This is a genomic window from Oceanihabitans sediminis (assembly GCF_003337215.1).
Classification (GTDB): Bacteria; Bacteroidota; Bacteroidia; order Flavobacteriales; family Flavobacteriaceae; genus Oceanihabitans; species Oceanihabitans sediminis.
Genome location: NZ_QPIG01000005.1, coordinates 224,436 through 244,467 on the forward strand (window position 1 = coordinate 224,436; position 20,032 = coordinate 244,467).

Genomic DNA, 20,032 nt, shown 5'->3' on the forward strand with positions numbered 1-20,032 from the left:
TATTATAGGGGTTAAGAGATAAAGTATCCTGCTAATTGATAGCCGAACAATAAAAAGCCAGCTGCCATTAAAGCTAAGTTAGTAAGCTGGGAAAATTTGATATAACTGCTATATTGTCGCCAATAACTAATAATTAATAGTACAAACCCTAATGCTAAAAACTGTCCGATTTCTACACCTAAGTTAAAGCCAAGTAAGTTTGTAAAAAGTCCGTCTTTATCAAATTCAAATTCTTGTAATTTGGTTGCTAGACCGAAACCATGAATAAAACCAAAAATTAGAATTGCTGCTTTGGTATTGGGTTGCTTTCCAAATATCTTTTGAAATCCACCCAAATTATCAAAGCCCTTATAAACTATAGATAAACCAATTATAGCATCAATAATATAAGCATTTACATGTATATCTGCCATAACCCCATACAAAAGCGTAAGACTGTGACCAATGGTAAAGTAGCTTACATAAATAATAATCTCTTTAGTCCGATATAAAAAAAAGATAACTCCTACTAAAAAGAGTAAATGATCGTAACCCGTAATCATATGTTTTGCTCCCATGTATAAAAAAGGTCCAAAAGCAACTCCTTTGTTAGATGTTAAAAAGGACTGCGTATTTTCATCAACACCATGCCCAAAGGCTGTTGCCGATATAAAAAAACACAGTATCAAGATAAATGGATGTAATATTTTCACTAACTTCATATAGTTTTAATTCGTATGCTTACTTGGTTCTTATACCAACCAAACGCTATCTAAAATTCTTTATCCCACTTCGCAGCATGGTCTTCAAGCAAAGATTTCTTCGATACAGATTCTATTGCCACTTCAGCTTCTTCTCCTTTTGTATTTGTCTATACAGGTCAAAAATAAAACTATAATTAGTGCTTAGAAATAATTCTCATGCTAGTTTTATAAAGGAAATGATATTTGAATGAGGCAGCTTTTTGATGTCCCATACTCCCTACAACTTTTCAAAGATAAACAGTTTTGTTTATGGTAAAAATATCATGGATTCTTTTTTCCAAGATTTCCTTTTAAAGATTCATTTTAAAGTTTCAATCTGACATAATTATGTATATCGAAACCATTTTTTCATACTCGAATAAAAAGGTAAATCTTTAGCTAATAGATTTTCACTATAGAGTTCCAAACAACATATTAGCTTTTCATAACTCCTAATTACTTCTATAAAATCATTATCACTTTCAAGCATTTTTTCTAAGTAAGCCCGGCTTAAATCCGCTGAAAAAGCAATTTTTAGCAACACCTACTATATTATATCCTATAGAAAACTAGAAGGAAAATTGTATAAATTTATCAGTTTTACAACAATCCCACTTAAAGCACATTCATGAAAATATGTCATTTATTTAATGTAATCATGTGAAAATTTCACAAAAAAAAAGACAAAATTTCATCTAATCTAAAGAAAAAAATCACAAAACAACCATATTTCAATAATGGCATTTTCTTTGTAAAGTCATAAACGAAGTCGTAAACGATTTCAATTTGAAATAATGTTTAATTTAAAATTTTGTAATTATGAGCAATTTAGTTAGTGTTCCTAAAAACGGAAGTTTAACAAACAGTAATTCAAATCAAAACTTCCCTAGTTTATCAAATTGGTTTGACGATATATTTAATCGTGACTTACCATCAGTAATTAACTCAAACTTTAATACAGGTATTACCTTACCTAAAGTTAACATCAAAGAAACTGCAGATGCTTTTGTGGTTGAAATGGCTGTTCCAGGTCTTAAAAAATCAGATTTCCAAATTGAAATTGACAACCAAGTATTAGCAATTTCATCAGAAACAAAAGAAGAAACAAAACTTAAAGAGGAGAAGTATACCCGTAGAGAATTTGGATATTCATCCTTCAAAAGAACTTTTACACTACCTGAAAGTGTAAATGATGAAAAAATCAATGCAAGTTATAGCGAAGGCATCTTAAGCATTATCTTACCAAAAAAAGATGAAGCAAAACAAAAGCCGGTAAGAAATATTAAGATTTCTTAAACGAATCACTATTTCTTGTGACTAAATCTAGAAACTAGAAGTAAAGAGGCCGAGGAATCGGTCTCTTCTACACTTCTAGATATTTGTAATTTAAAACCCTTTAACTATGAAAATTTATATATCTCTTTGCTTAATTAGCTTGTTAAGTATTAGCTGCAATAGCCAAAACAAGAACTTAGAAAACACAGAAGCAAAGTATGATAATCAGAAAATAATTCAAGAACCAAAAGGATCCTGGAAAGTAGATAAGGAATTTGACGAAAACGGCAATCTAATTAGATATGATAGTATCTACTCCTGGTCATCTCAGGACAAATACAACAAACTATCCATATCACAGCGAGATAGTTTAATACAATCATTTAAATCAAAATTTTTCACAAATTTCTTAGAACTTAAAAATCAAGGATTTGAAGATATTTTTGCTAATGATTCATTAGTAAGCAATTATTTCTTTAATGACAGTTTCTTCGAAAGCAATTTTGGTTCTGATTTTATGGATCTTAATAATATAAAAAAACAATTGATTGCAAGACAAAAAGAATTTTTGAAAAAACATCAATTTAAATTGATTAAACCAGAAGACGAAATGAATTAATTTTCGTCTTTTATTCTTTAAACTTTACTTAGCAAGAAATGTTTAAATGGTGTGTATTAATTGTCTGTACCCAAAGCATATAGAGCTGAATTTAAGGATAGTCACAGAAATACTTTGGAGAAAAGGTAATATATTATTACTTTTTTAACCACGGTACTTTCTTAGTAACCGTATTTTTAAACAAATCTTAAATTATATTTCCCACATATTTCACTCACTTTTTCCATGTCTGTTGGTCCAGCAGCTAACTCCGCTAATTCTATAAACATAACCTCTAAACCAGCAGGAAAAATACTCAACATAGCTCGGGCATTTTCCTTCCCAACAACTTTCCACGAATGCGGAACACCTTTAGGGCAGAAAACCAAGTCGCCAGCTTGTAAAATGCTAGTTTTATTACCAATACTCATAGACACTTGACCAGATAATACTTGAAAAACCTCATCCTCGTTTTCATGAACATGTGGCGGAATTCCAATTCCCGGTTCATTGTTCTGCTCAATTAAAGCGTACTGACCATTAGTATCTTCGCCTGTCAACTTGATGCTTTGATTGTCTCCCAAAACGTTTAATTTAACACTTTCCCTTTTTGTAACAAGTTTAGGATTTTGTAAAATAGCTCCTACCGTTTTTAAAGACTTAACATCACTCTTCCTTGTTGATTCAGATTTGCATGCATTAAAAATTGGTATAATCGACAATGTTCCAATTCCAATTGCTGACTTTTTTAAGAAATCTTTACGCTCCATAATATGAATTTTTAAATTATTAACATTTATTTATTTCAATAAATATGGTTATGATTTGAAGCGTATTAATACATCTAAGTTAGCAAATAATAACCAAAAAGTAAAATGAAAAGATTTTTGTTCATAGATTGAAACTGGAAACAATTTTTAAATGGCGCTACTAATAGCTTCATATACCACCTCCTGTTTTAATTAGTTTTTACACTCCCTCTGCAACTCTACATTGTACAAAAAACTCTTATTTTTCCTAATTATGTTAAACAAGAAACGATTAGCCAATTTCAATATTCTGTAAGAAAATCCACATACACCTCGATACAAACAACAACATCTATTTCTAAATATAGAATGCTTTTTTTATTTCATTATCAAATCAAAAGAAGTTACGATTCCAAAACCTTTCTTTTCTTCAAAGAGTTCTTTTGTAAGATGGATGAACATAAAGTTATATGCTAAAACTACCTGACTTAGCGCAAAACTAATAAACTAGCTATTACTTTTCTTTTCGGCCTTTATAGAATAAACCATTGGGATTTTATTTTTCAAATGTTTTATCCTATACTTTTTTGGTGCAAATTCTATAGTTTCTTTAAAGCAGTCATAAGGAGAATAATCATATTCTATAAAAGCTTTTATCTCTAGTCCGTTTTTAATTAAACTACGCATTACTTCGCTCAAACTGTGATTCCACATTACATATTCTTGAGTAATATCGGCACTCTTATCAGCATATGTGCCGCTTTCAGATTCCACAATAGCCCCTGAGTTAAAGTATCTATACTTGATCTTTTTAAAATTATCATCAAACATCCATACCACTGGATGAAATTCTACAAATATAAATTGCCCCGTAGGTTTTAAAAACTTAGATACAATTTTTGCCCATTTGTCAAGATCTGGCAACCAACCAATAGTGCCATAGCTAGTAAATACAAAGTCAAATTGTTTGTTTAAATACTTTGGTAAATCATATATGTCACAACAAATAAAACTTGCTGCTGCATGAGTGTTTATGGCAAGCTCTTTTGCGCTATCGATGGCTTTATCAGAGAAATCAACACCCGTTGCCTCTGCACCAAGCCGGCTTAAAGAAATGGTATCCTGCCCAAAATGACACTGTAAATGTAAAATCGTTTTGCCTTTTAGATCTCCTAGAAGGTCTAACTCTATAGTATTTAAGGAGCTTTTCCCTTTCACAAAATTATCTAGGTCATAAAACGCTGATTTTAAATGCGTATCGGTTTTGCTATTCCATGATTGCCTATTAATTTCAATATAATTCTTCTCTTTGTCCATTTTTATGCTTGTTTCAAAATACAATAAAGTAAATATCTAAGCACTTGAAATATTGCTTATAACTTTACACATGTAATTTAGTAAAATAATAACTATAGTAGCATTACTAAATCATCTACTATTAGAACTGCGTTTTATTTATTTTACAAACTAGCATTTTATTTACAACTAGTTTTTATTTAGAATAAGCACCTGAAGAATAGGTTAGCTCATAACTATGCGTATAGATTTCAAATACAATTCCAAATGGATCTTCTACATAGCACATTTTAAAAGGCTTGTCTTTTGGGTAGTACTCCCTAATTGGCATTCTTTGTTTACCTCCATAAGCCACAATTTTATCAATCAGTTCTTCAATATTTGGATCTTGTACACAAAAATGAAAAAGACCTGTATGAAAAGGATTAAATTCGGGAGCTTCCTTAATACCATTCGGAAATGAAAATAATTCTATTCCAATACCATCAGAAGTTGCTAAATGAGCAATTTCAAAGCTGGTCCAATCGTTACCAAAAACGTCCATGCACATTTTACCAATAGCTGTTTCCTTTTCCTTTTTAACTATAGAAGGCTCCATAATAATATACCAGCCCATTACTTCTGAATAAAATTTTACGGCTTCTTTTATATCTGGAACGGTTATACCGATATGAGAAAATGATTTTGGATAATTTTTATTTGTTGTCATTACTTATATTTTAGACTGCAAAATTAACTTATATTTGCCTCATCAGCAATAACTTACCAAAAAGTAGCATAGTTACCCAAACGAGTATAATACTGATAAACAACTATATAAAATTTGAATTTTGAATAAAGATAATAGCTGCCCCTTGAATTACACAATGAATTTAATAGGGACAAAATGGAAACCTTTAGTACTATTTCATTTATTAGAGGGAAGTTTACGTTCCGGAATATTACAAAAGAAAATACCAGGAATATCCAACAAAATGTTTACGCAAACAGTAAGAGATTTAGAAAAAGATGGACTTATTACCAGAAAGGTATTTCCTGTGGTACCGCCTAAAGTAGAATACAGGCTAACGACTAGAGGTAAATCACTTGAAAATATTTTAAGAAGTTTAGATAATTGGGGGTTAAAAGATGATCAAAATGAATAAAACCCACCGCTTTTAAACTTGCTATCTATATCCCTAAGATTACTATTTGGTAAAGCACAAAATATAGCAAACACATTACTTAAAGGGAATCCGATAAGATTTTACTAAGTAGGTCTAATAAAAACAATGAATTAAAAGCCAAAATGACTGGGGTATTAACCCAAATCAATATGGCTTTTATTTACAATATTAGCAATGGCAATAAATTTCTTGCATTATAATATTTTTGTTTACCCCTGCTTACATTTTATTAAATTTGGAACAAATACTTTTTTTAGTTTTCTACTAAAGGAAAATCTACATCTACTTTTGTCAAGGCTTGCGCATAGTTCGTAAACGTAATAGCGATTACAACAGCGATAAAGTCCATTAGTGCTTTTGCGTCATATCCAAGTTCAAAAAATGATTCTCTAATTTCGTCATCAACATGACCTGCTTTCTGAGCAACTTGTTTTGCCAAAGCAGTAAGTACTTTTAATTTTGGATCAGCAATGGTGGCATTTCTAAGCTCCGCCGCCTCAGCATCAGAAAATCCGTTCATTTTGGCAATAGCTGTATGTGCAGATTTACAATAGATACAGTTATTCGCTTGAGATACAGCAAGTTTAATAGCCTCTATTTCCTTATTAGAAAAAGTCACCTTCCCCGCATTTCCTGAAAATGTTAAGAAGTTTTCTAATGCATTACTAGAATAACCAATAGTAGCATATAAGTTAGGAACCATTCCCAATTGAGATTGTAACTGATTGAAAAGCACTTGGCTTTTTTCATTCACATCACTTTTTGTTGGTACTGAAATTTTTGTTACATTTTTCATGATATACTGTTTTAATTGATTTACAAATTATTTACAGTGCAAATGTAAACCAGGACAAGAGTTGGGAGATAATCAAAACTACCTACTTAGTTGGCAATACTTCCCTATTACGAAATTTCTGAGGAGAAACCCCTTCTTGTTTACTAAAAAACCGACTAAAGGCTTGAACGTCTGAAAAACCTAATTCGAAACCTATTTCTGAAATAGTTTTGTCGGTATATGTTAGTAGCCTCTTGGCTTCCAACATTATCCGATTCTGAATGAATTGTTGAGGTGTTGTATCTCCGTACTTTTTAAATAAGTTGGAGAGTGTTTTTGGAGATTTAAATAATAACTGTGCATATTCTTTTACAGTATGCTTCGTTTTAAAGTGCTGTTCTACCAAATAATTGTATTCTCTGATGATATCAATACTTTGCGTCCTAAGTTTAGATACTAGATGTTGATCTTTGTATAGACGAGTACATAAGATAAGCAGTCGTTTTAACATCATCTGCAACATTTCTAATTGCAAATTATCTCTGGACTCCATCTCGATATATAGCATCTTAAACAGAGTTGTTAAGATATCAATGTGCTTTTCGTCAAGTTTTATAATAGGTACAGTCGATGCTCCGTAATATAAAATACCCTTACAACCTACCTCACTATCATGATCCACAACGCAGTAAAAGGATCTATTCCAACGAATTAAAATAGCATCTAAGATTGCTTCTACCTTAATGGTATGAAATTCAGTAAGACTTATAATTTCATTTGCATTAAAAACATAATCAACTGCATCGATATTTATTTTATTGCCATCTTCCTTAAACCATACCATGCACAATGCACTTTTCTTTGATTCATTCAATAGCTTGGCATTTGTTTTGTCAATGCTAACAATCTCTATGTACTCATTATTCTGACCAGTAAATTTCAAAATTCTATAATTTTATAAGAACTGTGGGCTCTGCACTTCCGTTTCTATCTATTAAAAAAATAAGCTAAGCAAATCTAAAAGTATTTTCAACCAATCTCAAAAATAGCAATAGCTCATATACATCTTATTCAATTCGTTTTATATTTATTTTAAACTAATTTCGTAATTACACATTAAAACCCCCGTATTTTATTGCTCAATTTTTCCATTTTAAAAGATAATTCAACCAAATCGGTAAGTAGCATATGCACAGCATCCTCACTTAAAACTCCTCGTTTAAGGTCTTGTGGGACCTCCCCCCTCTTCTCCGCCATAACATCTTTCATATATTGCGATTCATAATATTTCTTTAACGTCTCTAAATCTTTTAAAGAGTCTGTAAGTTCATTCATTGCTTTATCAGATTTTTCAACTACTACTGTAAGTTCGTCTAAAATGGTTTCCATTTTTGTAATTCGGTCTATTATATTCTTCATACGTAGATATTTGTGATTTTCATTTTGCAAATCTAAAATTTAGATTGGCTTTACTTTGTTAATAAATTGAACAATGTTTTGTGTAAGGTTTGCTTTGCCAGATTGTGGTACCCGTGTGTGGCGTGTTTAAGCACCTAATTTAGAAAACAAAAACGTGCCAGAGAAAATTCCGAAGGAATTTTCCAAATAAGCACTTGCCAAAGCAATTAATTATAGATGTTATGCCTGTTGCACAACTCTGTTGATAAATTTACTACAAAGGCTATAAACGCGCAATATAAATTATTAACTTAATGATATGCAAGGAAAAAAGATATATCAGGGGTAGCTGTTTACAGAATTTTTATTGAGCGAACGTGTACCAGACTCCTTGCTGTATATACAAAACAAAGCACCATGATTAAAAATAAATTACACGGTGAATCTGTTTTAGGAAACCCTAGTAAAGCAGTTGTAAGCTCTTTAAAACGTAGTTTGAAGCAAGTGCAAAAAGAAATAAAAATGCTGGAAGACAAACTTTTGATTTTAGTTAAACAAGAGCATCAAGAAGTATTAACCTGACTAAAAAGCATACCAGGTATTGGAAACAAAACAGCCCTAATGTTGGTGGTTCTAACAGATGGTTTTGAACGATTTACAAGTGGTAGTGAATTGTGTAGTTATGCAGGATGGACTCCAGTAATAAAAAGAAGTGGTAGCAGTGTAACTGGCCGAAGTAAAATAAGTAAAATGGGGAACCAAAAACTTCGAAACTTATTATTTATGTGCAGTTTTAGTGCCTGTAAATACAATAAAGCTTGTAAGGATATTTATGAGCGATTAGTTGCTAAAGGAAAAAGTAAAAAATTAGCACTAATTGTAGTATGCAATAAGCTATTAAAACAAGCTTTTGCTATTGCTAAATCTGGACTAATATATGAGGATAGTTACAGAAGTTCTTTGGTGAAAAATTAATGCTTTTTTACTTGTTTTTTACCACAGTACTTTGTTGTGCCCAGTTATTTTAAACGATAGATGGTTTTATTTTTTTCTCCAATTTTTTCAAATAAGCCTAATTCAGATCCTTTCTTTAAATCTCTACTTGCAGTTGCTGAAGAAATGTCTTTAAAAATATCCATATAGTCTTTTCTTGTAAATTCTGTTTTATTTAATGAAACATAATATTCTAATCTATCTTTTTCATTTAACGTCCGATTATTAAAATCTAATAATTGACTTATTGAAATGTCAATTACGTTAAGCATATATTCAATAAACTTAGTTGACTTTCCAGATTTATCACTTTCAGCCAAAGCTTTGTAATATTTTTCCTGGTCATTACTGATTAAAGTTTCAAAAGGTAAAAACTCAAATATTGGATATTTTTCCATTAAAATTAAAGTTTGCCATAATCTTCCCATTCTTCCATTTCCATCCAAAAATGGATGTATAAATTCCATTTCGTAATGAAAAACACAACTTTTAATTAATTCAATTTCATCAGACTTTTTCAAATATTCAAAAAGGTCTTTCATTAAGAATGGCACATTTTCAAATGGTGGTGCTAAATGCTCAACTTTAGAGCCTTTTACAATTCCGACACTTTGAGTTCTATATTTTCCAGAATTTTCGATTAAACCTTCCATTAAGTTCTGGTGTACTTTTAAAAAAGATTTTTCATTAGAAGGATTGTAATCTTCTAAATTTTCATAGATTTTGATTGCATTTAAAACTTCAATAACATCTTTTTTAGGTCCAATAACTCTTTTGTTTTCAAGAAGTGCAGTAATTTGTTCCTCTGTAAGCGTGTTTCCTTCTATTTTTAACGAAGAATGAATAGTTTTGATTCTATTCTGTTTTCTCAATTTAGGTGAAGGTCTGTTTAATAAATTAGCATTTACTTCTCCTATTTTCTCTGAAATAGAGGTTATTAATTTTAAAATAGAAGATGTTATTTCGTAAGGTGGTTTCATTTTTTTGATACTATCATTTGATACTATCAAAGATACAATCATTTAATCTGAATTATGTTATGAAACGGATTTTTTTAATTGGGCACAACGTTGTTGTGCATAATTAGCATAGATTTTTTGACCAATTGATAATGTTTTATAGCCATTGCCATCATTAAAATTTACTTGAATACTTTGAATAGTGTTAGAACTGTTACTTAACAATAAGTTTTGAGGTAAGACAACTCCAAAATTTCTTTTATTATAGGTGTTAACAGGAGAAGCAAAAGCAACAGTTTGTTTAGTTAGATATGGGTTTTGCCAAATACCATTTATATATTTGTCGTAATATTTGTTACCAATAACCTTTATTTTATTGGTATTTAAAGCATTTGGGTTTAACGTTGAGTATTTGTAATATAATCCCGTAAGCACAATAGTACTTTTATCGGTTTGATTGTAATTTTGACGTTGCGTTACCCAATTGCTAGCAATATCTTCCAGTTTAGGAAAATATTGTGTGCTTGTGGTTACTTTACCCATAAATAGAGTTTTGTAAATATTACCTAAAACATTAGCATCTACATAAGTACTATCTGTTAATGTGCCATTGTAAGCAGGCATGTTGGTAAATTCCATAGCGTAATCCAATAAAATGGCATTAGGAACATTGTTTTTGTTTAAACCTTGAAAAATGGGATTAATTTGATTTTTCCAATTGTTGTTAACTTCGGTTTGTGCATTTAGTAGCAGAGATATAAATGCAAAGCAAATAAAAAACGTAAATTTTTTCATAATTTTGTAATTGATTTTTTGTTAGACATGATTTTTTGTGTTTAGCATTATAATAACCGTTTTGTTCCAGCAAAACGGTTTTTTTGTTATTGTGTAAATAAGGTGTCAAAACGACCTTCTCGTATTTCAACGGTTTCTCCAGTAACAGGGTGCTCAATATCAAACCAGAATGTACCAGAAACGATATTGTTTGTAAAATCTAATTTGGTTATTGTAAGTTCTCCAGTGAATTGGGAGTTTGTAGAAGAAGATTCACTATTGTTTATTGAAAATGTGAAGAAAGCCACTCCAGAAGCATTACCATCTGTTGATTCTAATAATTGTAATGTTTCTTCTTGACTAATTGTTTTATGAACAGTTCCTAATGAAATACTCCAAGGTAAATTAGAATTTTTGTAATCTTGATCTTCTCCACTTATTGAAAAATAATATTCTCCTCCTGTGAATTGGTAAAAACAGTTAAAATATCCATCACTGGTATCTATAAAATTTTGTCCATTTACTTTACAAGCAAATGTGCCTGCACCTGTTTGGGTTGCAAGTGGTAGGGTTTCTGTATTGTTATCATCGTCTTTATTACAACAACTTAATGTTAGTGTAATTGTTAAAAGTAAGAGTAGTTTTTTCATGATTTTGTTTTTTTATAAAGATATAATTTTCAGTTGTAAGGTTTGCTTTCTTCTTTTCATTCAGCCGTAAACTTGCTCACGCCTTGTGCCTAACGGTTTCGTATAACCGTCAGTTACGGGTTAAATTAGCGTTTATTTTCGGTTTGGCACAGACGTTAGCAATTCCGAGTGGATTCGGACGTAGTCGAATCCGCCGTAATTGCGGTTATACATTGTTGTGAGCTGGCTTTTTATTACCACTTTTTATTTTTTCAGTTATTGCTTTTTGATTTATAATAAGTTGTAATCCAAACATAATAATCAGTTGCCATAAATTTATTATGTTGAAAAAATTCTTCACGTCCTGTTCACTGTGTATGAAACTAATCAAAACAAATACTAATGTTGTGATTGACATTATCCAATAAGTCAATCTTGTTTTAGTGTTCTTGAAAAGTAATTTTTGAAGATGCATAGTTAAGTAAGGTGCTATGATGAAAACAGCAATACAAAAAGCTAAATCGGTATAAAACCATTCTCCGATTGTAATATCATTCGTAATTCCAATGAATTCAATTATTTTATAAAAAAGTCCATATCCGAAATACCCTACAAAAAAAGCTAAATACGAATAAACAATTCCCAAAAAGAATCCAATAGGCAAGTGAAATCGGAATAAGTTATAATTCGACAGAGACAATATTATACTGAAAATCAATGGATATAAGAATAAACTCGATTCAGTAAAGAACAGAATCGAAACTGATAAAAAGGGAGTCAAAATTATTTTTAATATCAGTTTAAGTGAATCCATTTATTCTTATACTGTTTTTTCAGCTTGCTCACAACGGTTTTGTGTATGGCTCGTTGCGGAAAATCAGCTATGATTTTCCGCTGTAACCGAAAGATAGCAAATTGCAATGAATTCCGATTAAGGAATTCAGCCGCAATGAGCTATACACGTCTTAAGTTAGCATTTTAATAAAAACACTAAATTAAGACCTATAAATAAGAAAGAACAAAGGAGAGGAATAAGGTTATTATACACGCAGAGACTTTGATCTCGTCAACATTGAAAATCCCCTCTCCTTTTTGTTCATTTTTTTATATGTCTTTTAAAGGTATTCAAGAACCTCATTCTTCGGTTTCTACACAGATTTCGTACAGTTCTATGAGGCTTTTAGACCTCGCTTTTAAGTCGTTGAAACTCGCGTAGACGTCCTTTCAAAAATCATTTTATTATGAATAAAGATATTAAATTTTTTGGCATTGACATTTGCCATTTGGTTTTTGATGTTGCAGACTCTAATGGCAACTTTTACCAGTTTAAAAACACCCTTTCTGGATTTAAAAAGTTTGCAAAAATATTAGATATAGATAGCCATTGTGTCATGGAGGCTACTGGATATTATCATTACCAATTAGCTTATTATTTGTTAGAGTCAGGTATTAGAGTTTCTGTAGAAAATCCTTTAGCAGTAAAACGCTTTATACAGATGAAATTGTCTAAAATCAAAACCGATAAGAGCGATGCTAAACAGATCTGTGAATATGCCAAACAAGTCGAATTAAAGCTCTGGAAAGGTAACTCTAAGCACCAAACAGAGTGCCTTCAAATAACCAGACTCCTTGCTATATATACAAAACAAAGCACCATGATTAAAAATAAATTACACGGTGAATCTGTTTTAGGAAACCCTAGTAAAGCAGTTGTAAGCTCTTTAAAACGTAGTTTGAAGCAATTGCAAAAAGAAATAAAAATGCTAGAAGACAAACTTTTGATTTTAGTTAAACAAGAGCATCAAGAAGTATTAACCCGATTAAAAAGCATACCAGGTATTGGAAACAAAACAGCCCTAATGTTGGTGGTTCTCACAGATGGTTTTAAACGATTTAAAAGTGGTAGTGAATTGTGTAGTTATGCAGGATGGACTCCAGTAATAAAAAGAAGCGGCAGCAGTGTAACTGGCCGAAGTAAAATAAGTAAAATGGGGAACCAAAAACTTCGAAACTTATTATTTATGTGCAGTTTTAATGCCTGCAAATACAATAAAGCTTGTAGGGATATTTATGAGAGATTAGTTGCTAAAGGAAAAAGTAAAAAATTAGCACTAATTGCAGTATGCAATAAGCTATTAAAACAAGCTTTTGCTATTGCTAAATCTGGACTAATATATGAGGATAGTTACAGAAGTTCTTTGGTGAGAAATTAATGCTTTTTTACTTGTTTTTTACCACAGTACTTTGTTGGCGGTAGTTATTCTTCTGCAAGCTCTTTTATTTTTTCAAGCATTGCATTTAATCCTTCTTCGGTATGGCACTTTCCCTCTTCACTTGAAAATCCTTGTTGGTGCCAAGTGAAATTTACAGAGTTGTCTTCCAAATTTTCGATTTTGTAAGTTACCAAAGAATAGTTTTCTGGCTTATCTTCCAATCCTGAAAATCCGCTCCAATAATCGTATTTAAGCGACTCATTTTTCTTGTTCTCGATTACGTTCCCTTTGTCTTTGTATCGTTGTCCGTCATACTCTCCTTGAAATATAATCGAACTTCCAATTTTCCAATCAGTTATAACTTCCGTTCCGAACAAGTATTCCTTGATTTTTACAGGATTGGTGAGAACATCCCAAACTTTTTTGGGTGTCGATTGAATGTTGATATTGCTTGAAGCTATAAGGTTTTTGTCCATTGTTTTAATTTTTACTTAGTTCCGATAATTTCATTACAGTTTTCCAATTTCTTGTTGTTGCACCAACTTTCAGTTGTTTTTCAAAAAAGTTATTGGTCAATTTGGATTCGTGATATTTTTCTGCACAAAATATAAATGCGTCTTTATCCTCAATTTGGAATTTGTCAGGTTCGTATTTGAAAGTTAGTATTTTCTCAAGGTTTTCCATATTCGGTTTTTCTTTTAAGAAGGTCAAGTGAAGCTGCTTAATATCGGTGTCTTTGTCAAAGAAAGGGTTGTTGTTTATTGAATTTTCAAGTTCTTTTTCCGTTCTCACTATTACAGGAACATCAAATCCATATTTTTCAGTAATTGCTTTTTCAAGTTCGTTTTCCAATTCGGAATTTGGTTTGTCGGAATTAAAAATCAGATTTCCGCTTTGAATGTATGTTGTTACATTTTTCAGCCCCAATTTTTCGCACGTTGATTTTAGGTCAACCATTAGGATTTTTCGTTTTCCTCCGACATTTATTCCTCTTAAAATTCCGATTTTTCTATTCATTGCGAAAGTTCTGTTTTAATTACCGCCAACGGTTTTGTATATAAAATGTAGTAGATTTATACGTGCTGATTTTCGGATTAAAAACAAGGATAGCAGAAAAGAGATAAACTTAAAGTTTAACTCTTAACTGCTATTTTTTATATACGTGGTTGTGGTTAGTTTTTTATTGTTTAATTAATCTATAGATTGTATAATATTCTAAAACTCTTGGTAATGTAGGTGCACCATCTGGAATAATAGAATAATCTAACGTTAATTTTAACTCTATATCATTAATTGTAGCATTTGTAAGATTAGGAATTGTTCTTAAAACAATATTAGTATTTAAATATTCTCTATTTGGATCTGTAATACTTAACTCTAATCTTCTTTCATCAGATAAACAGTCTTCACATTTGGGTAAAAATTTATAAGGGATAATTGAACTTCCAAATATTTTATGTTCAGATATATTAGTAACAGTATTGTCTATATTAGATAATGTATTAACAAGTTCGTTACCATTTTCGTCTATATATTGGTATTCTCCATACATTGTGTCTTCATAATAAGTTCTATTAATGTATGTAAATTGATGTTGTACTTTCTTTTTTAAAATCATAGTGAATTCTTCATTACCGTCTGTAAATTTCCAAGTACCTACAAATCTATCAAAATCATTGTAAGTGTCTTTATAATAAGCATTTTCAGTTTTTAAATATTCATTGCCATCGAATAAAGAGATTATAGGGTTTTGTGCTTTACATGATAAAGCTGTAAACGTAAATAATAAGGAGTATAATAAATTTTTCATAATATTTGAATTTTAATTACAAGGTGTTTCTTTTATGCCATCATCCGTGTCTGTTGGGTCTAATGTTAATTTTTCCCAATTAGAGCTTCCTGTAGTAATGTCGTTATTTGGTGTTTTGTATAAAGAAATACCAAAATCGTAAGTTTCTGTTACAAACTTTAAAAAGGCTTTTGTTAAATCATTTTGGTTAGCTAGCTCTGGATTCGAATGAACATTATAATACACTTTTTCTAATTCTTTCTTAAATTTTTCAATAGTTTTCTTATTAACAAAATGCTCTTGAATAGAGGTTAATTTAGTAATACCCTCAATTTTAATAGCATAGGTATTATTTCTTACAGTCATAAATAATGTTATTTGTGAAATATCGTAAGTAAAAGGGTCTCCAATTCCTGTACCATTTTCGTCTATTGTGTTTGCTAAATCGAAATTAAAAGTTTGCGATAAACTGTATAAAGAGTGTATGTCTCCATGACCAAACATCTCGAATTTACCAATATAGTGATTATGCATTACAGCATAATAAAGTGGTGCTGTTGGGTTTTTTAATTTATCATAACCAGCAGTTTGTAATTGTGGCATTGGCGTTTCTATAAACGGAAAGGTGTTGGTAAGCTTAAATGCAAACCCTGTTTCATGATCTTCGGATAAAGAACTTTCTAATTCTGAAAATGCAACTTGAGTATAAGCAGAAGCACTTAATCTATTTAATTCTAAACAGTTTTCTTCATGGTTTTCATTGTTTTCATCTTCAGTTGGGGCGTTATCTCCTGTAGGTGGTTTAACACCAACTTCAGCATTAGGAGCACAATCCCCACCAATACCTGCTATAGGTTGTCCGTCAAGAATATTTGTACCAGAGGTTTGGCAGTCGTCTTCGTTAGTATTACTGCCACCAACATAATTTCCTTCTCCTTCATTACCTGTATTTGAGCCGCCTCCCGGCAATGTTATACATGTTTCTACATTTACGGTATTAAATGGCCCATTACATCTAGGTCCTCTCGGGTGACAAGCACCTATTGGGTTACCTGAATATTTATTAAAACATTCTTCCACAATACTAATAGTGCATAGGGTTGTGGTTCTGGAAGCTATATTGTTTTGAACATTTGGGTTATTACTCCAAATTACCTCTCTTTCCAAGGAGTATTTAGTAATATAACCTTGGTAGGTTTTCAAATTAAACACATGATCTCCTTCGGGTGTAAAGTTATCTACATCATTATACCAAATTTCATCTGGCTCATAACTTAAAATATATCCAATATAACCTTGGTCGGTTTCTAATAGATGTAAGTTTTCAAAATTAATAGTGTTAGGTTGTTCACTTTCAATCTTAAAAGTATAGGTAGAAAACCCCGTTTCGTTAGTGTATTGTATAACTTTAGAAGTATCAATATTTTCTAAAGGAAGGAAGGAAGGAAGGAAGGAACTAAAATTACGGTTAAGAGCAGCAATTTTAGGTTTAACCTGTTTTATATTATTTACTACAGGTTTTAATTTTTCTATTTCGTTTAGTGAAATAACTTTATAAGACGTTTCCGTTGTGGTTATTGCATCTTGCTGGTATAGTTCTTCTTTTTGACAAGCAATAAAAAAATGGAAACCCCGAAGAGTAGAATTCCAAGTTTTAGGTAGTTTTTTAATTTTTTTTTCTTCATACCGTTGGGTTTTAAGGTTAGTTAAAATTTTGATTTTCGTGGTAAATTAACCACAACGGTCTCGGCTCGTATGTTTACGACACCTTAGTTATTAGGAATTAAAAATAGTAAATTTCTGACTAACAATACAAGTAAAATAGAAGGGATAGAGAGGTCTCGGCTAGATACACAAACAAAGAGTGATATCGTTTCATAGAAATCCCACCCTTCTATAATTTTCTTAGAGTCTGAACAGTACCTAGATCCTATACTTGAGATCGTATCAACTGCGAGCAAAGATGGTAAAGAAAATTAATCTTGTAGTATACTATAAAATTATGAATAAAAAACTAAAACAATGTTTGGGAATTGATGTATCCAAAAGCAATTTATCAATATGCTTGGGAGTTCTAAACTCTAATCTTGAAAAAGAGTTTATTGGTCATTCCGATGTTAATAATGACCTATCAGGGTTTAAGGTTATGGTCTCTTGGATAAGGAAAGCAGTGGATAATAATGTCGAACTTGTAGTTTTGATGGAAGCCACTGGAGTGTATCACCAAGGGGTTTGTCAATACTTATATAACCAAGGCTATAAAGTTAGTGTTATGCAGTCAGGAAGGGTAAAGAGATATGCGCAGAGTTTAGATCAGCGATCAAAGACAGACGCTTTAGATAGCAGAATGTTAAGTATGTTGGGGCTTGAATGAAGCCTAAGACCTTGGAGACCTCCAAGCAAGGAGCTACAAGAGTTAAAGGCACTTAGTAGAGAGCGTAGTTCTCTTTTAAAAGATAGGAATGCAGAAAATAATAGACAAGGAGCTATTGAGTCTAGTTGTTATTCTAGCTCAAAAGCTTCTAAGCGTCATTTAGCGAGGTTACATCTTATCAAGGCACAGATAGAAGCAATAGAAGTAGAAATGCAAGCATTGGTATCTAAGACAACGGCTTTAAAACGCCGTATTCTGTACTTAGAAAGTATTCCTGGTATATCATTTATATCAGCAGCTACAGTTATTGGTGAAACTTTAGGTTTTGAGTCTATAACAAGTGCAAAACAACTTACGAGTTTTGCGGGTTATGATGTAGTTTTAAGAGAATCGGGAAGTTTTAAAGGTAAAACTAAAATAAGTAAAAAAGGAAATAGTCATATAAGAGCGGTCCTTCATATGCCATCAATGACCTGTGTACGTTGTAATCCCACTTTAAAACAGTTTTACCAAAGATTAAAGCCTCATAAAGCTAAACCTATTGTTGCTTTGATAGCAGTTCAAAGGAAATTATTGATTTTAATGTATACATTATGGAAAAATGAAGTTAACTATGATCCAGAATATGAAATTAAAAAGCAGCAAGAACCAAAAGCTCTTGCTGCGCAGGATAGCATTATGGTTTAACATAAAATACTTCCTAAAAAATTTTAATTAAATTACTTGTTATTTAACACAGTACCTATGAATAGTTGCGTGGGTTAGCACTAAACTTTGCAAGTAAACACCAAACTGAAAATCCGCGAGGATTTTCAGAAGTAAGCGAGAACAAGCAATTACTTATAGCCATTGTTGTATGCAGTTTTTTATTTCAGTCGTATTTTAATGTCCATTCGTTGGTGTAAAACTCTAACAATTTCCACGATATCATTTTCCACTTTTCTATAATAAATCAGATGTGATTTTATTTTGGTCACTCGATAATTCTTTCGAGTTTGTTCTGCTGACTTTCCTGTCATAAAGTTATCAGCAATAAATTCAATTTCCGTAATTATCAAGTCATAATATCTGTCAGCTTGTTCTTTAGACCACTTATTAAGGGTGTAAATCCAAATTTTATCTAAATCTTCAATAGCTTGCTGACTTATGCGATATTTGTTTTTACTCATAAGTGTTTACGATGTAATTCTCTCAGATGTTGTTTTGGGTCAAAGTTTTCAACAAATCCGCTATTTTCTCCAACTTCGAGAGCTTTAATCAGTTCTCTTTCCTTTTTTTCTTCACGTTCTAACAAACGCAAGGCAGAACGAATTACTTCGCTAACCGAACCATATCTTCCAGAGTTTACTTCTTCTCTTATAAAATCCTCAAAATGATTTCCGAGTGATATTGATGTGTTTTTTCCCATTTTGACTATATTTTATTCAAATATACCAAATCTTGGTAACTTAGCCAAATTGCATACAACGGTTTTGTATATTATTAGGGCACGTATTTTTTTATCAGTCGCCATTCAGTTTCTCGTTTATCAAGTCCGAGGAAGCCCTGACTTAAACTCCAATAAAATCTTTCCGTATAATTGTCCCTTTGTTCATATGAGCCATCTGATTCAAAAATTTTAACATCGTCATAGGTCTTACTGTCAATATTTAAACTGGAAATTGGAACACTGTCAAATTCCGTTTTTGAGTATATATATTTTCCATAAAACCGAGATTCTTTCATCAAAATGTCAAACCAGATTATTGTTTCGTCTTGTCCAGCTGTTAATTCGATTATGCTTTTTCCATTAAGGTATCTGTCATAATTTGGGTCGGAAACTATACTTTTTAAACGATAGATTTCATGTTTATCAGGAAAAAAGGCTAATGGGTCTGAACCAGCAGAATATTGTTCAAATCCTTTTAAAAAAATAGTGTCAAATTTGTTTTCAGTCGATTTAAACACGAGAGTTTCTTTTCCATTGTATGGGATAAGTGAAAAATCAGTTTTATCAATTTTATAACTGCGACTACAGGAAGTAATTCCAAACATCATAGCTAAAGACATTAATATTAGTAGTTTGTTTTTCATATGTGCCCTAACGGTCTTGTATAAGATTAGTTGCGTGTTTTAAGCACCTAATTTAGCAAATACAAACCGAATAGAAAATCCGCGAGGATTTTTGTAAGTAGGCTTGCACTAGCAATTAATTTTATACGGCTTAAGTTAGCATTTTAATAAAAACACTAAATTAAGACCTATAAATAAGAAAGAACAAAGGAGAGGAATAAGGTTATTATATACGCAGAGACTTTGATCTCGTCAACATTGAAAATCCCC

General features: G+C 31.3%; 23 protein-coding genes and 1 pseudogene. 7 read left to right on the forward strand and 17 right to left on the reverse strand.

The window, feature by feature from the left end; genetic code table 11:
* Window positions 1-11: 11 nt before the first annotated feature.
* Complete coding sequence (locus DU428_RS12405) at window positions 12-701, reverse strand: HupE/UreJ family protein (RefSeq protein WP_072352726.1); 690 nt, start codon at window positions 699-701, stop codon at window positions 12-14.
* Between the two features lie 840 nt (window positions 702-1,541).
* Between DU428_RS12405 and DU428_RS12410 the strand changes: the two genes are divergently transcribed.
* The gene (locus DU428_RS12410; protein WP_072352724.1) at window positions 1,542-2,018 is read left to right on the forward strand and encodes an Hsp20/alpha crystallin family protein; all 477 of its coding nucleotides are present in this window, start codon (window positions 1,542-1,544) and stop codon (window positions 2,016-2,018) included.
* Window positions 2,019-2,124: 106 nt separating this feature from the next.
* The gene (locus DU428_RS12415) at window positions 2,125-2,616 is read left to right on the forward strand and encodes a hypothetical protein (RefSeq protein ID WP_113966642.1); all 492 of its coding nucleotides are present in this window, start codon (window positions 2,125-2,127) and stop codon (window positions 2,614-2,616) included.
* 176 nt (window positions 2,617-2,792) lie between these two features.
* On the opposite strand, the gene DU428_RS12420 is transcribed toward DU428_RS12415, so the two are convergent.
* The 3 genes from DU428_RS12420 to DU428_RS12430 form a co-directional block, all read right to left on the reverse strand.
* The gene (locus tag DU428_RS12420) at window positions 2,793-3,365 is read right to left on the reverse strand and encodes a cupin domain-containing protein (RefSeq protein ID WP_113966643.1); all 573 of its coding nucleotides are present in this window, start codon (window positions 3,363-3,365) and stop codon (window positions 2,793-2,795) included.
* Window positions 3,366-3,851: 486 nt separating this feature from the next.
* A complete protein-coding gene (locus tag DU428_RS12425) occupies window positions 3,852-4,661 on the reverse strand; it encodes a class I SAM-dependent methyltransferase (protein ID WP_113966644.1) in 810 nt (269 codons plus the stop codon).
* A gap of 175 nt (window positions 4,662-4,836) precedes the next feature.
* Window positions 4,837-5,349: a VOC family protein gene (locus tag DU428_RS12430; protein ID WP_072352720.1), complete on the reverse strand. Its 513-nt coding sequence runs from the start codon at window positions 5,347-5,349 to the stop codon at window positions 4,837-4,839.
* Window positions 5,350-5,506: 157 nt separating this feature from the next.
* Here DU428_RS12430 and DU428_RS12435 point away from each other — a divergent pair, with 157 nt between their 5' ends.
* Entirely contained in the window at window positions 5,507-5,785 is a 279-nt protein-coding gene (locus tag DU428_RS12435; protein WP_207802374.1) for a winged helix-turn-helix transcriptional regulator, read from the forward strand.
* 274 nt (window positions 5,786-6,059) lie between these two features.
* On the opposite strand, the gene DU428_RS12440 is transcribed toward DU428_RS12435, so the two are convergent.
* From DU428_RS12440 to DU428_RS12450, 3 genes are all read right to left on the reverse strand, one after another.
* Window positions 6,060-6,602 (reverse strand): carboxymuconolactone decarboxylase family protein, encoded by a 543-nt coding sequence (locus tag DU428_RS12440; RefSeq protein WP_072352718.1) that lies wholly within the window; start codon window positions 6,600-6,602, stop codon window positions 6,060-6,062.
* Window positions 6,603-6,684: 82 nt separating this feature from the next.
* Window positions 6,685-7,425: a helix-turn-helix domain-containing protein gene (locus DU428_RS12445; protein ID WP_243633536.1), complete on the reverse strand. Its 741-nt coding sequence runs from the start codon at window positions 7,423-7,425 to the stop codon at window positions 6,685-6,687.
* A 272-nt stretch (window positions 7,426-7,697) separates the two neighbouring features.
* The gene (locus DU428_RS12450) at window positions 7,698-8,000 is read right to left on the reverse strand and encodes a DUF4298 domain-containing protein (RefSeq protein WP_113966646.1); all 303 of its coding nucleotides are present in this window, start codon (window positions 7,998-8,000) and stop codon (window positions 7,698-7,700) included.
* 363 nt (window positions 8,001-8,363) lie between these two features.
* Here DU428_RS12450 and DU428_RS12455 point away from each other — a divergent pair.
* Window positions 8,364-8,954: pseudogene (locus DU428_RS12455) on the forward strand (IS110 family transposase); the annotation flags it as partial.
* 44 nt (window positions 8,955-8,998) lie between these two features.
* On the opposite strand, the gene DU428_RS12460 reads toward DU428_RS12455, so the two are convergent.
* The 3 genes from DU428_RS12460 to DU428_RS12470 form a co-directional block, all read right to left on the reverse strand.
* On the reverse strand, window positions 8,999-9,952 hold the full coding sequence (locus tag DU428_RS12460; protein WP_072353368.1) for a Fic family protein: 954 nt from the start codon (window positions 9,950-9,952) through the stop codon (window positions 8,999-9,001).
* Between the two features lie 57 nt (window positions 9,953-10,009).
* Window positions 10,010-10,726, reverse strand: coding sequence for a hypothetical protein (locus DU428_RS12465; protein WP_072353366.1), 717 nt, complete (start codon window positions 10,724-10,726; stop codon window positions 10,010-10,012).
* Window positions 10,727-10,812: 86 nt separating this feature from the next.
* The gene (locus DU428_RS12470) at window positions 10,813-11,355 is read right to left on the reverse strand and encodes a DUF6252 family protein (protein WP_072353367.1); all 543 of its coding nucleotides are present in this window, start codon (window positions 11,353-11,355) and stop codon (window positions 10,813-10,815) included.
* Between the two features lie 1,220 nt (window positions 11,356-12,575).
* On the opposite strand from DU428_RS12470, the gene DU428_RS12480 reads away from it, so the two are divergent.
* Window positions 12,576-13,547, forward strand: coding sequence for an IS110 family RNA-guided transposase (locus DU428_RS12480; protein ID WP_114436859.1), 972 nt, complete (start codon window positions 12,576-12,578; stop codon window positions 13,545-13,547).
* A 44-nt stretch (window positions 13,548-13,591) separates the two neighbouring features.
* Here DU428_RS12480 and DU428_RS12485 read toward each other — a convergent pair whose 3' ends face one another.
* The 4 genes from DU428_RS12485 to DU428_RS12500 form a co-directional block, all read right to left on the reverse strand.
* Entirely contained in the window at window positions 13,592-14,023 is a 432-nt protein-coding gene (locus tag DU428_RS12485) for an SRPBCC family protein (RefSeq protein WP_113966863.1), read from the reverse strand.
* A 4-nt stretch (window positions 14,024-14,027) separates the two neighbouring features.
* Window positions 14,028-14,564, reverse strand: coding sequence for a DUF1697 domain-containing protein (locus DU428_RS12490; protein WP_113966864.1), 537 nt, complete (start codon window positions 14,562-14,564; stop codon window positions 14,028-14,030).
* 163 nt (window positions 14,565-14,727) lie between these two features.
* Complete coding sequence (locus tag DU428_RS12495) at window positions 14,728-15,357, reverse strand: DUF6705 family protein (protein ID WP_113966865.1); 630 nt, start codon at window positions 15,355-15,357, stop codon at window positions 14,728-14,730.
* 12 nt (window positions 15,358-15,369) lie between these two features.
* A complete protein-coding gene (locus tag DU428_RS12500; RefSeq protein ID WP_114436861.1) occupies window positions 15,370-16,539 on the reverse strand; it encodes a hypothetical protein in 1,170 nt (389 codons plus the stop codon).
* A gap of 799 nt (window positions 16,540-17,338) precedes the next feature.
* Between DU428_RS12500 and DU428_RS12505 the strand changes: the two genes are divergently transcribed.
* Complete coding sequence (locus DU428_RS12505; protein ID WP_165839164.1) at window positions 17,339-17,710, forward strand: IS110 family transposase; 372 nt, start codon at window positions 17,339-17,341, stop codon at window positions 17,708-17,710.
* Window positions 17,711-17,920: 210 nt separating this feature from the next.
* A complete protein-coding gene (locus DU428_RS12510) occupies window positions 17,921-18,397 on the forward strand; it encodes a transposase (RefSeq protein WP_113966854.1) in 477 nt (158 codons plus the stop codon).
* A gap of 179 nt (window positions 18,398-18,576) precedes the next feature.
* On the opposite strand, the gene DU428_RS12515 is transcribed toward DU428_RS12510, so the two are convergent.
* The 3 genes from DU428_RS12515 to DU428_RS12525 all read right to left on the reverse strand — a co-directional run bounded on the left by DU428_RS12515 (window position 18,577) and on the right by DU428_RS12525 (window position 19,783).
* A complete protein-coding gene (locus tag DU428_RS12515) occupies window positions 18,577-18,879 on the reverse strand; it encodes a type II toxin-antitoxin system RelE/ParE family toxin (protein WP_113966853.1) in 303 nt (100 codons plus the stop codon).
* Entirely contained in the window at window positions 18,876-19,118 is a 243-nt protein-coding gene (locus tag DU428_RS12520; RefSeq protein ID WP_113966852.1) for a type II toxin-antitoxin system ParD family antitoxin, read from the reverse strand. Before DU428_RS12520 ends, DU428_RS12515 begins: the two co-directional genes overlap by 4 nt.
* 74 nt (window positions 19,119-19,192) lie before the next feature.
* Window positions 19,193-19,783 (reverse strand): hypothetical protein, encoded by a 591-nt coding sequence (locus DU428_RS12525; protein ID WP_113966851.1) that lies wholly within the window; start codon window positions 19,781-19,783, stop codon window positions 19,193-19,195.
* Between the last annotated feature and the right edge of the window lie 249 nt (window positions 19,784-20,032).

Bases quoted from the DNA above. Each gene is read 5' to 3' on its own strand.
- DU428_RS12445 (WP_243633536.1), bottom strand. From the start codon at position 7,425: ATGGTATGGTTTAAGGAAGATGGCAATAAAATAAATATCGATGCAGTT.
- DU428_RS12405 (WP_072352726.1), bottom strand. From the start codon at position 701: ATGAAGTTAGTGAAAATATTACATCCATTTATCTTGATACTGTGTTTT.
- DU428_RS12430 (WP_072352720.1), bottom strand. From the start codon at position 5,349: ATGACAACAAATAAAAATTATCCAAAATCATTTTCTCATATCGGTATA.
- DU428_RS12520 (WP_113966852.1), bottom strand. From the start codon at position 19,118: ATGGGAAAAAACACATCAATATCACTCGGAAATCATTTTGAGGATTTT.
- DU428_RS12480 (WP_114436859.1), top strand. From the start codon at position 12,576: ATGAATAAAGATATTAAATTTTTTGGCATTGACATTTGCCATTTGGTT.
- DU428_RS12510 (WP_113966854.1), top strand. From the start codon at position 17,921: ATGCAAGCATTGGTATCTAAGACAACGGCTTTAAAACGCCGTATTCTG.
- DU428_RS12415 (WP_113966642.1), top strand. From the start codon at position 2,125: ATGAAAATTTATATATCTCTTTGCTTAATTAGCTTGTTAAGTATTAGC.
- DU428_RS12435 (WP_207802374.1), top strand. From the start codon at position 5,507: ATGAATTTAATAGGGACAAAATGGAAACCTTTAGTACTATTTCATTTA.
- DU428_RS12425 (WP_113966644.1), bottom strand. From the start codon at position 4,661: ATGGACAAAGAGAAGAATTATATTGAAATTAATAGGCAATCATGGAAT.
- DU428_RS12505 (WP_165839164.1), top strand. From the start codon at position 17,339: ATGAATAAAAAACTAAAACAATGTTTGGGAATTGATGTATCCAAAAGC.
- DU428_RS12420 (WP_113966643.1), bottom strand. From the start codon at position 3,365: ATGGAGCGTAAAGATTTCTTAAAAAAGTCAGCAATTGGAATTGGAACA.
- DU428_RS12440 (WP_072352718.1), bottom strand. From the start codon at position 6,602: ATGAAAAATGTAACAAAAATTTCAGTACCAACAAAAAGTGATGTGAAT.
- DU428_RS12490 (WP_113966864.1), bottom strand. From the start codon at position 14,564: ATGAATAGAAAAATCGGAATTTTAAGAGGAATAAATGTCGGAGGAAAA.
- DU428_RS12525 (WP_113966851.1), bottom strand. From the start codon at position 19,783: ATGAAAAACAAACTACTAATATTAATGTCTTTAGCTATGATGTTTGGA.
- DU428_RS12485 (WP_113966863.1), bottom strand. From the start codon at position 14,023: ATGGACAAAAACCTTATAGCTTCAAGCAATATCAACATTCAATCGACA.
- DU428_RS12515 (WP_113966853.1), bottom strand. From the start codon at position 18,879: ATGAGTAAAAACAAATATCGCATAAGTCAGCAAGCTATTGAAGATTTA.
- DU428_RS12495 (WP_113966865.1), bottom strand. From the start codon at position 15,357: ATGAAAAATTTATTATACTCCTTATTATTTACGTTTACAGCTTTATCA.
- DU428_RS12410 (WP_072352724.1), top strand. From the start codon at position 1,542: ATGAGCAATTTAGTTAGTGTTCCTAAAAACGGAAGTTTAACAAACAGT.
- DU428_RS12460 (WP_072353368.1), bottom strand. From the start codon at position 9,952: ATGAAACCACCTTACGAAATAACATCTTCTATTTTAAAATTAATAACC.
- DU428_RS12465 (WP_072353366.1), bottom strand. From the start codon at position 10,726: ATGAAAAAATTTACGTTTTTTATTTGCTTTGCATTTATATCTCTGCTA.
- DU428_RS12450 (WP_113966646.1), bottom strand. From the start codon at position 8,000: ATGAAGAATATAATAGACCGAATTACAAAAATGGAAACCATTTTAGAC.
- DU428_RS12470 (WP_072353367.1), bottom strand. From the start codon at position 11,355: ATGAAAAAACTACTCTTACTTTTAACAATTACACTAACATTAAGTTGT.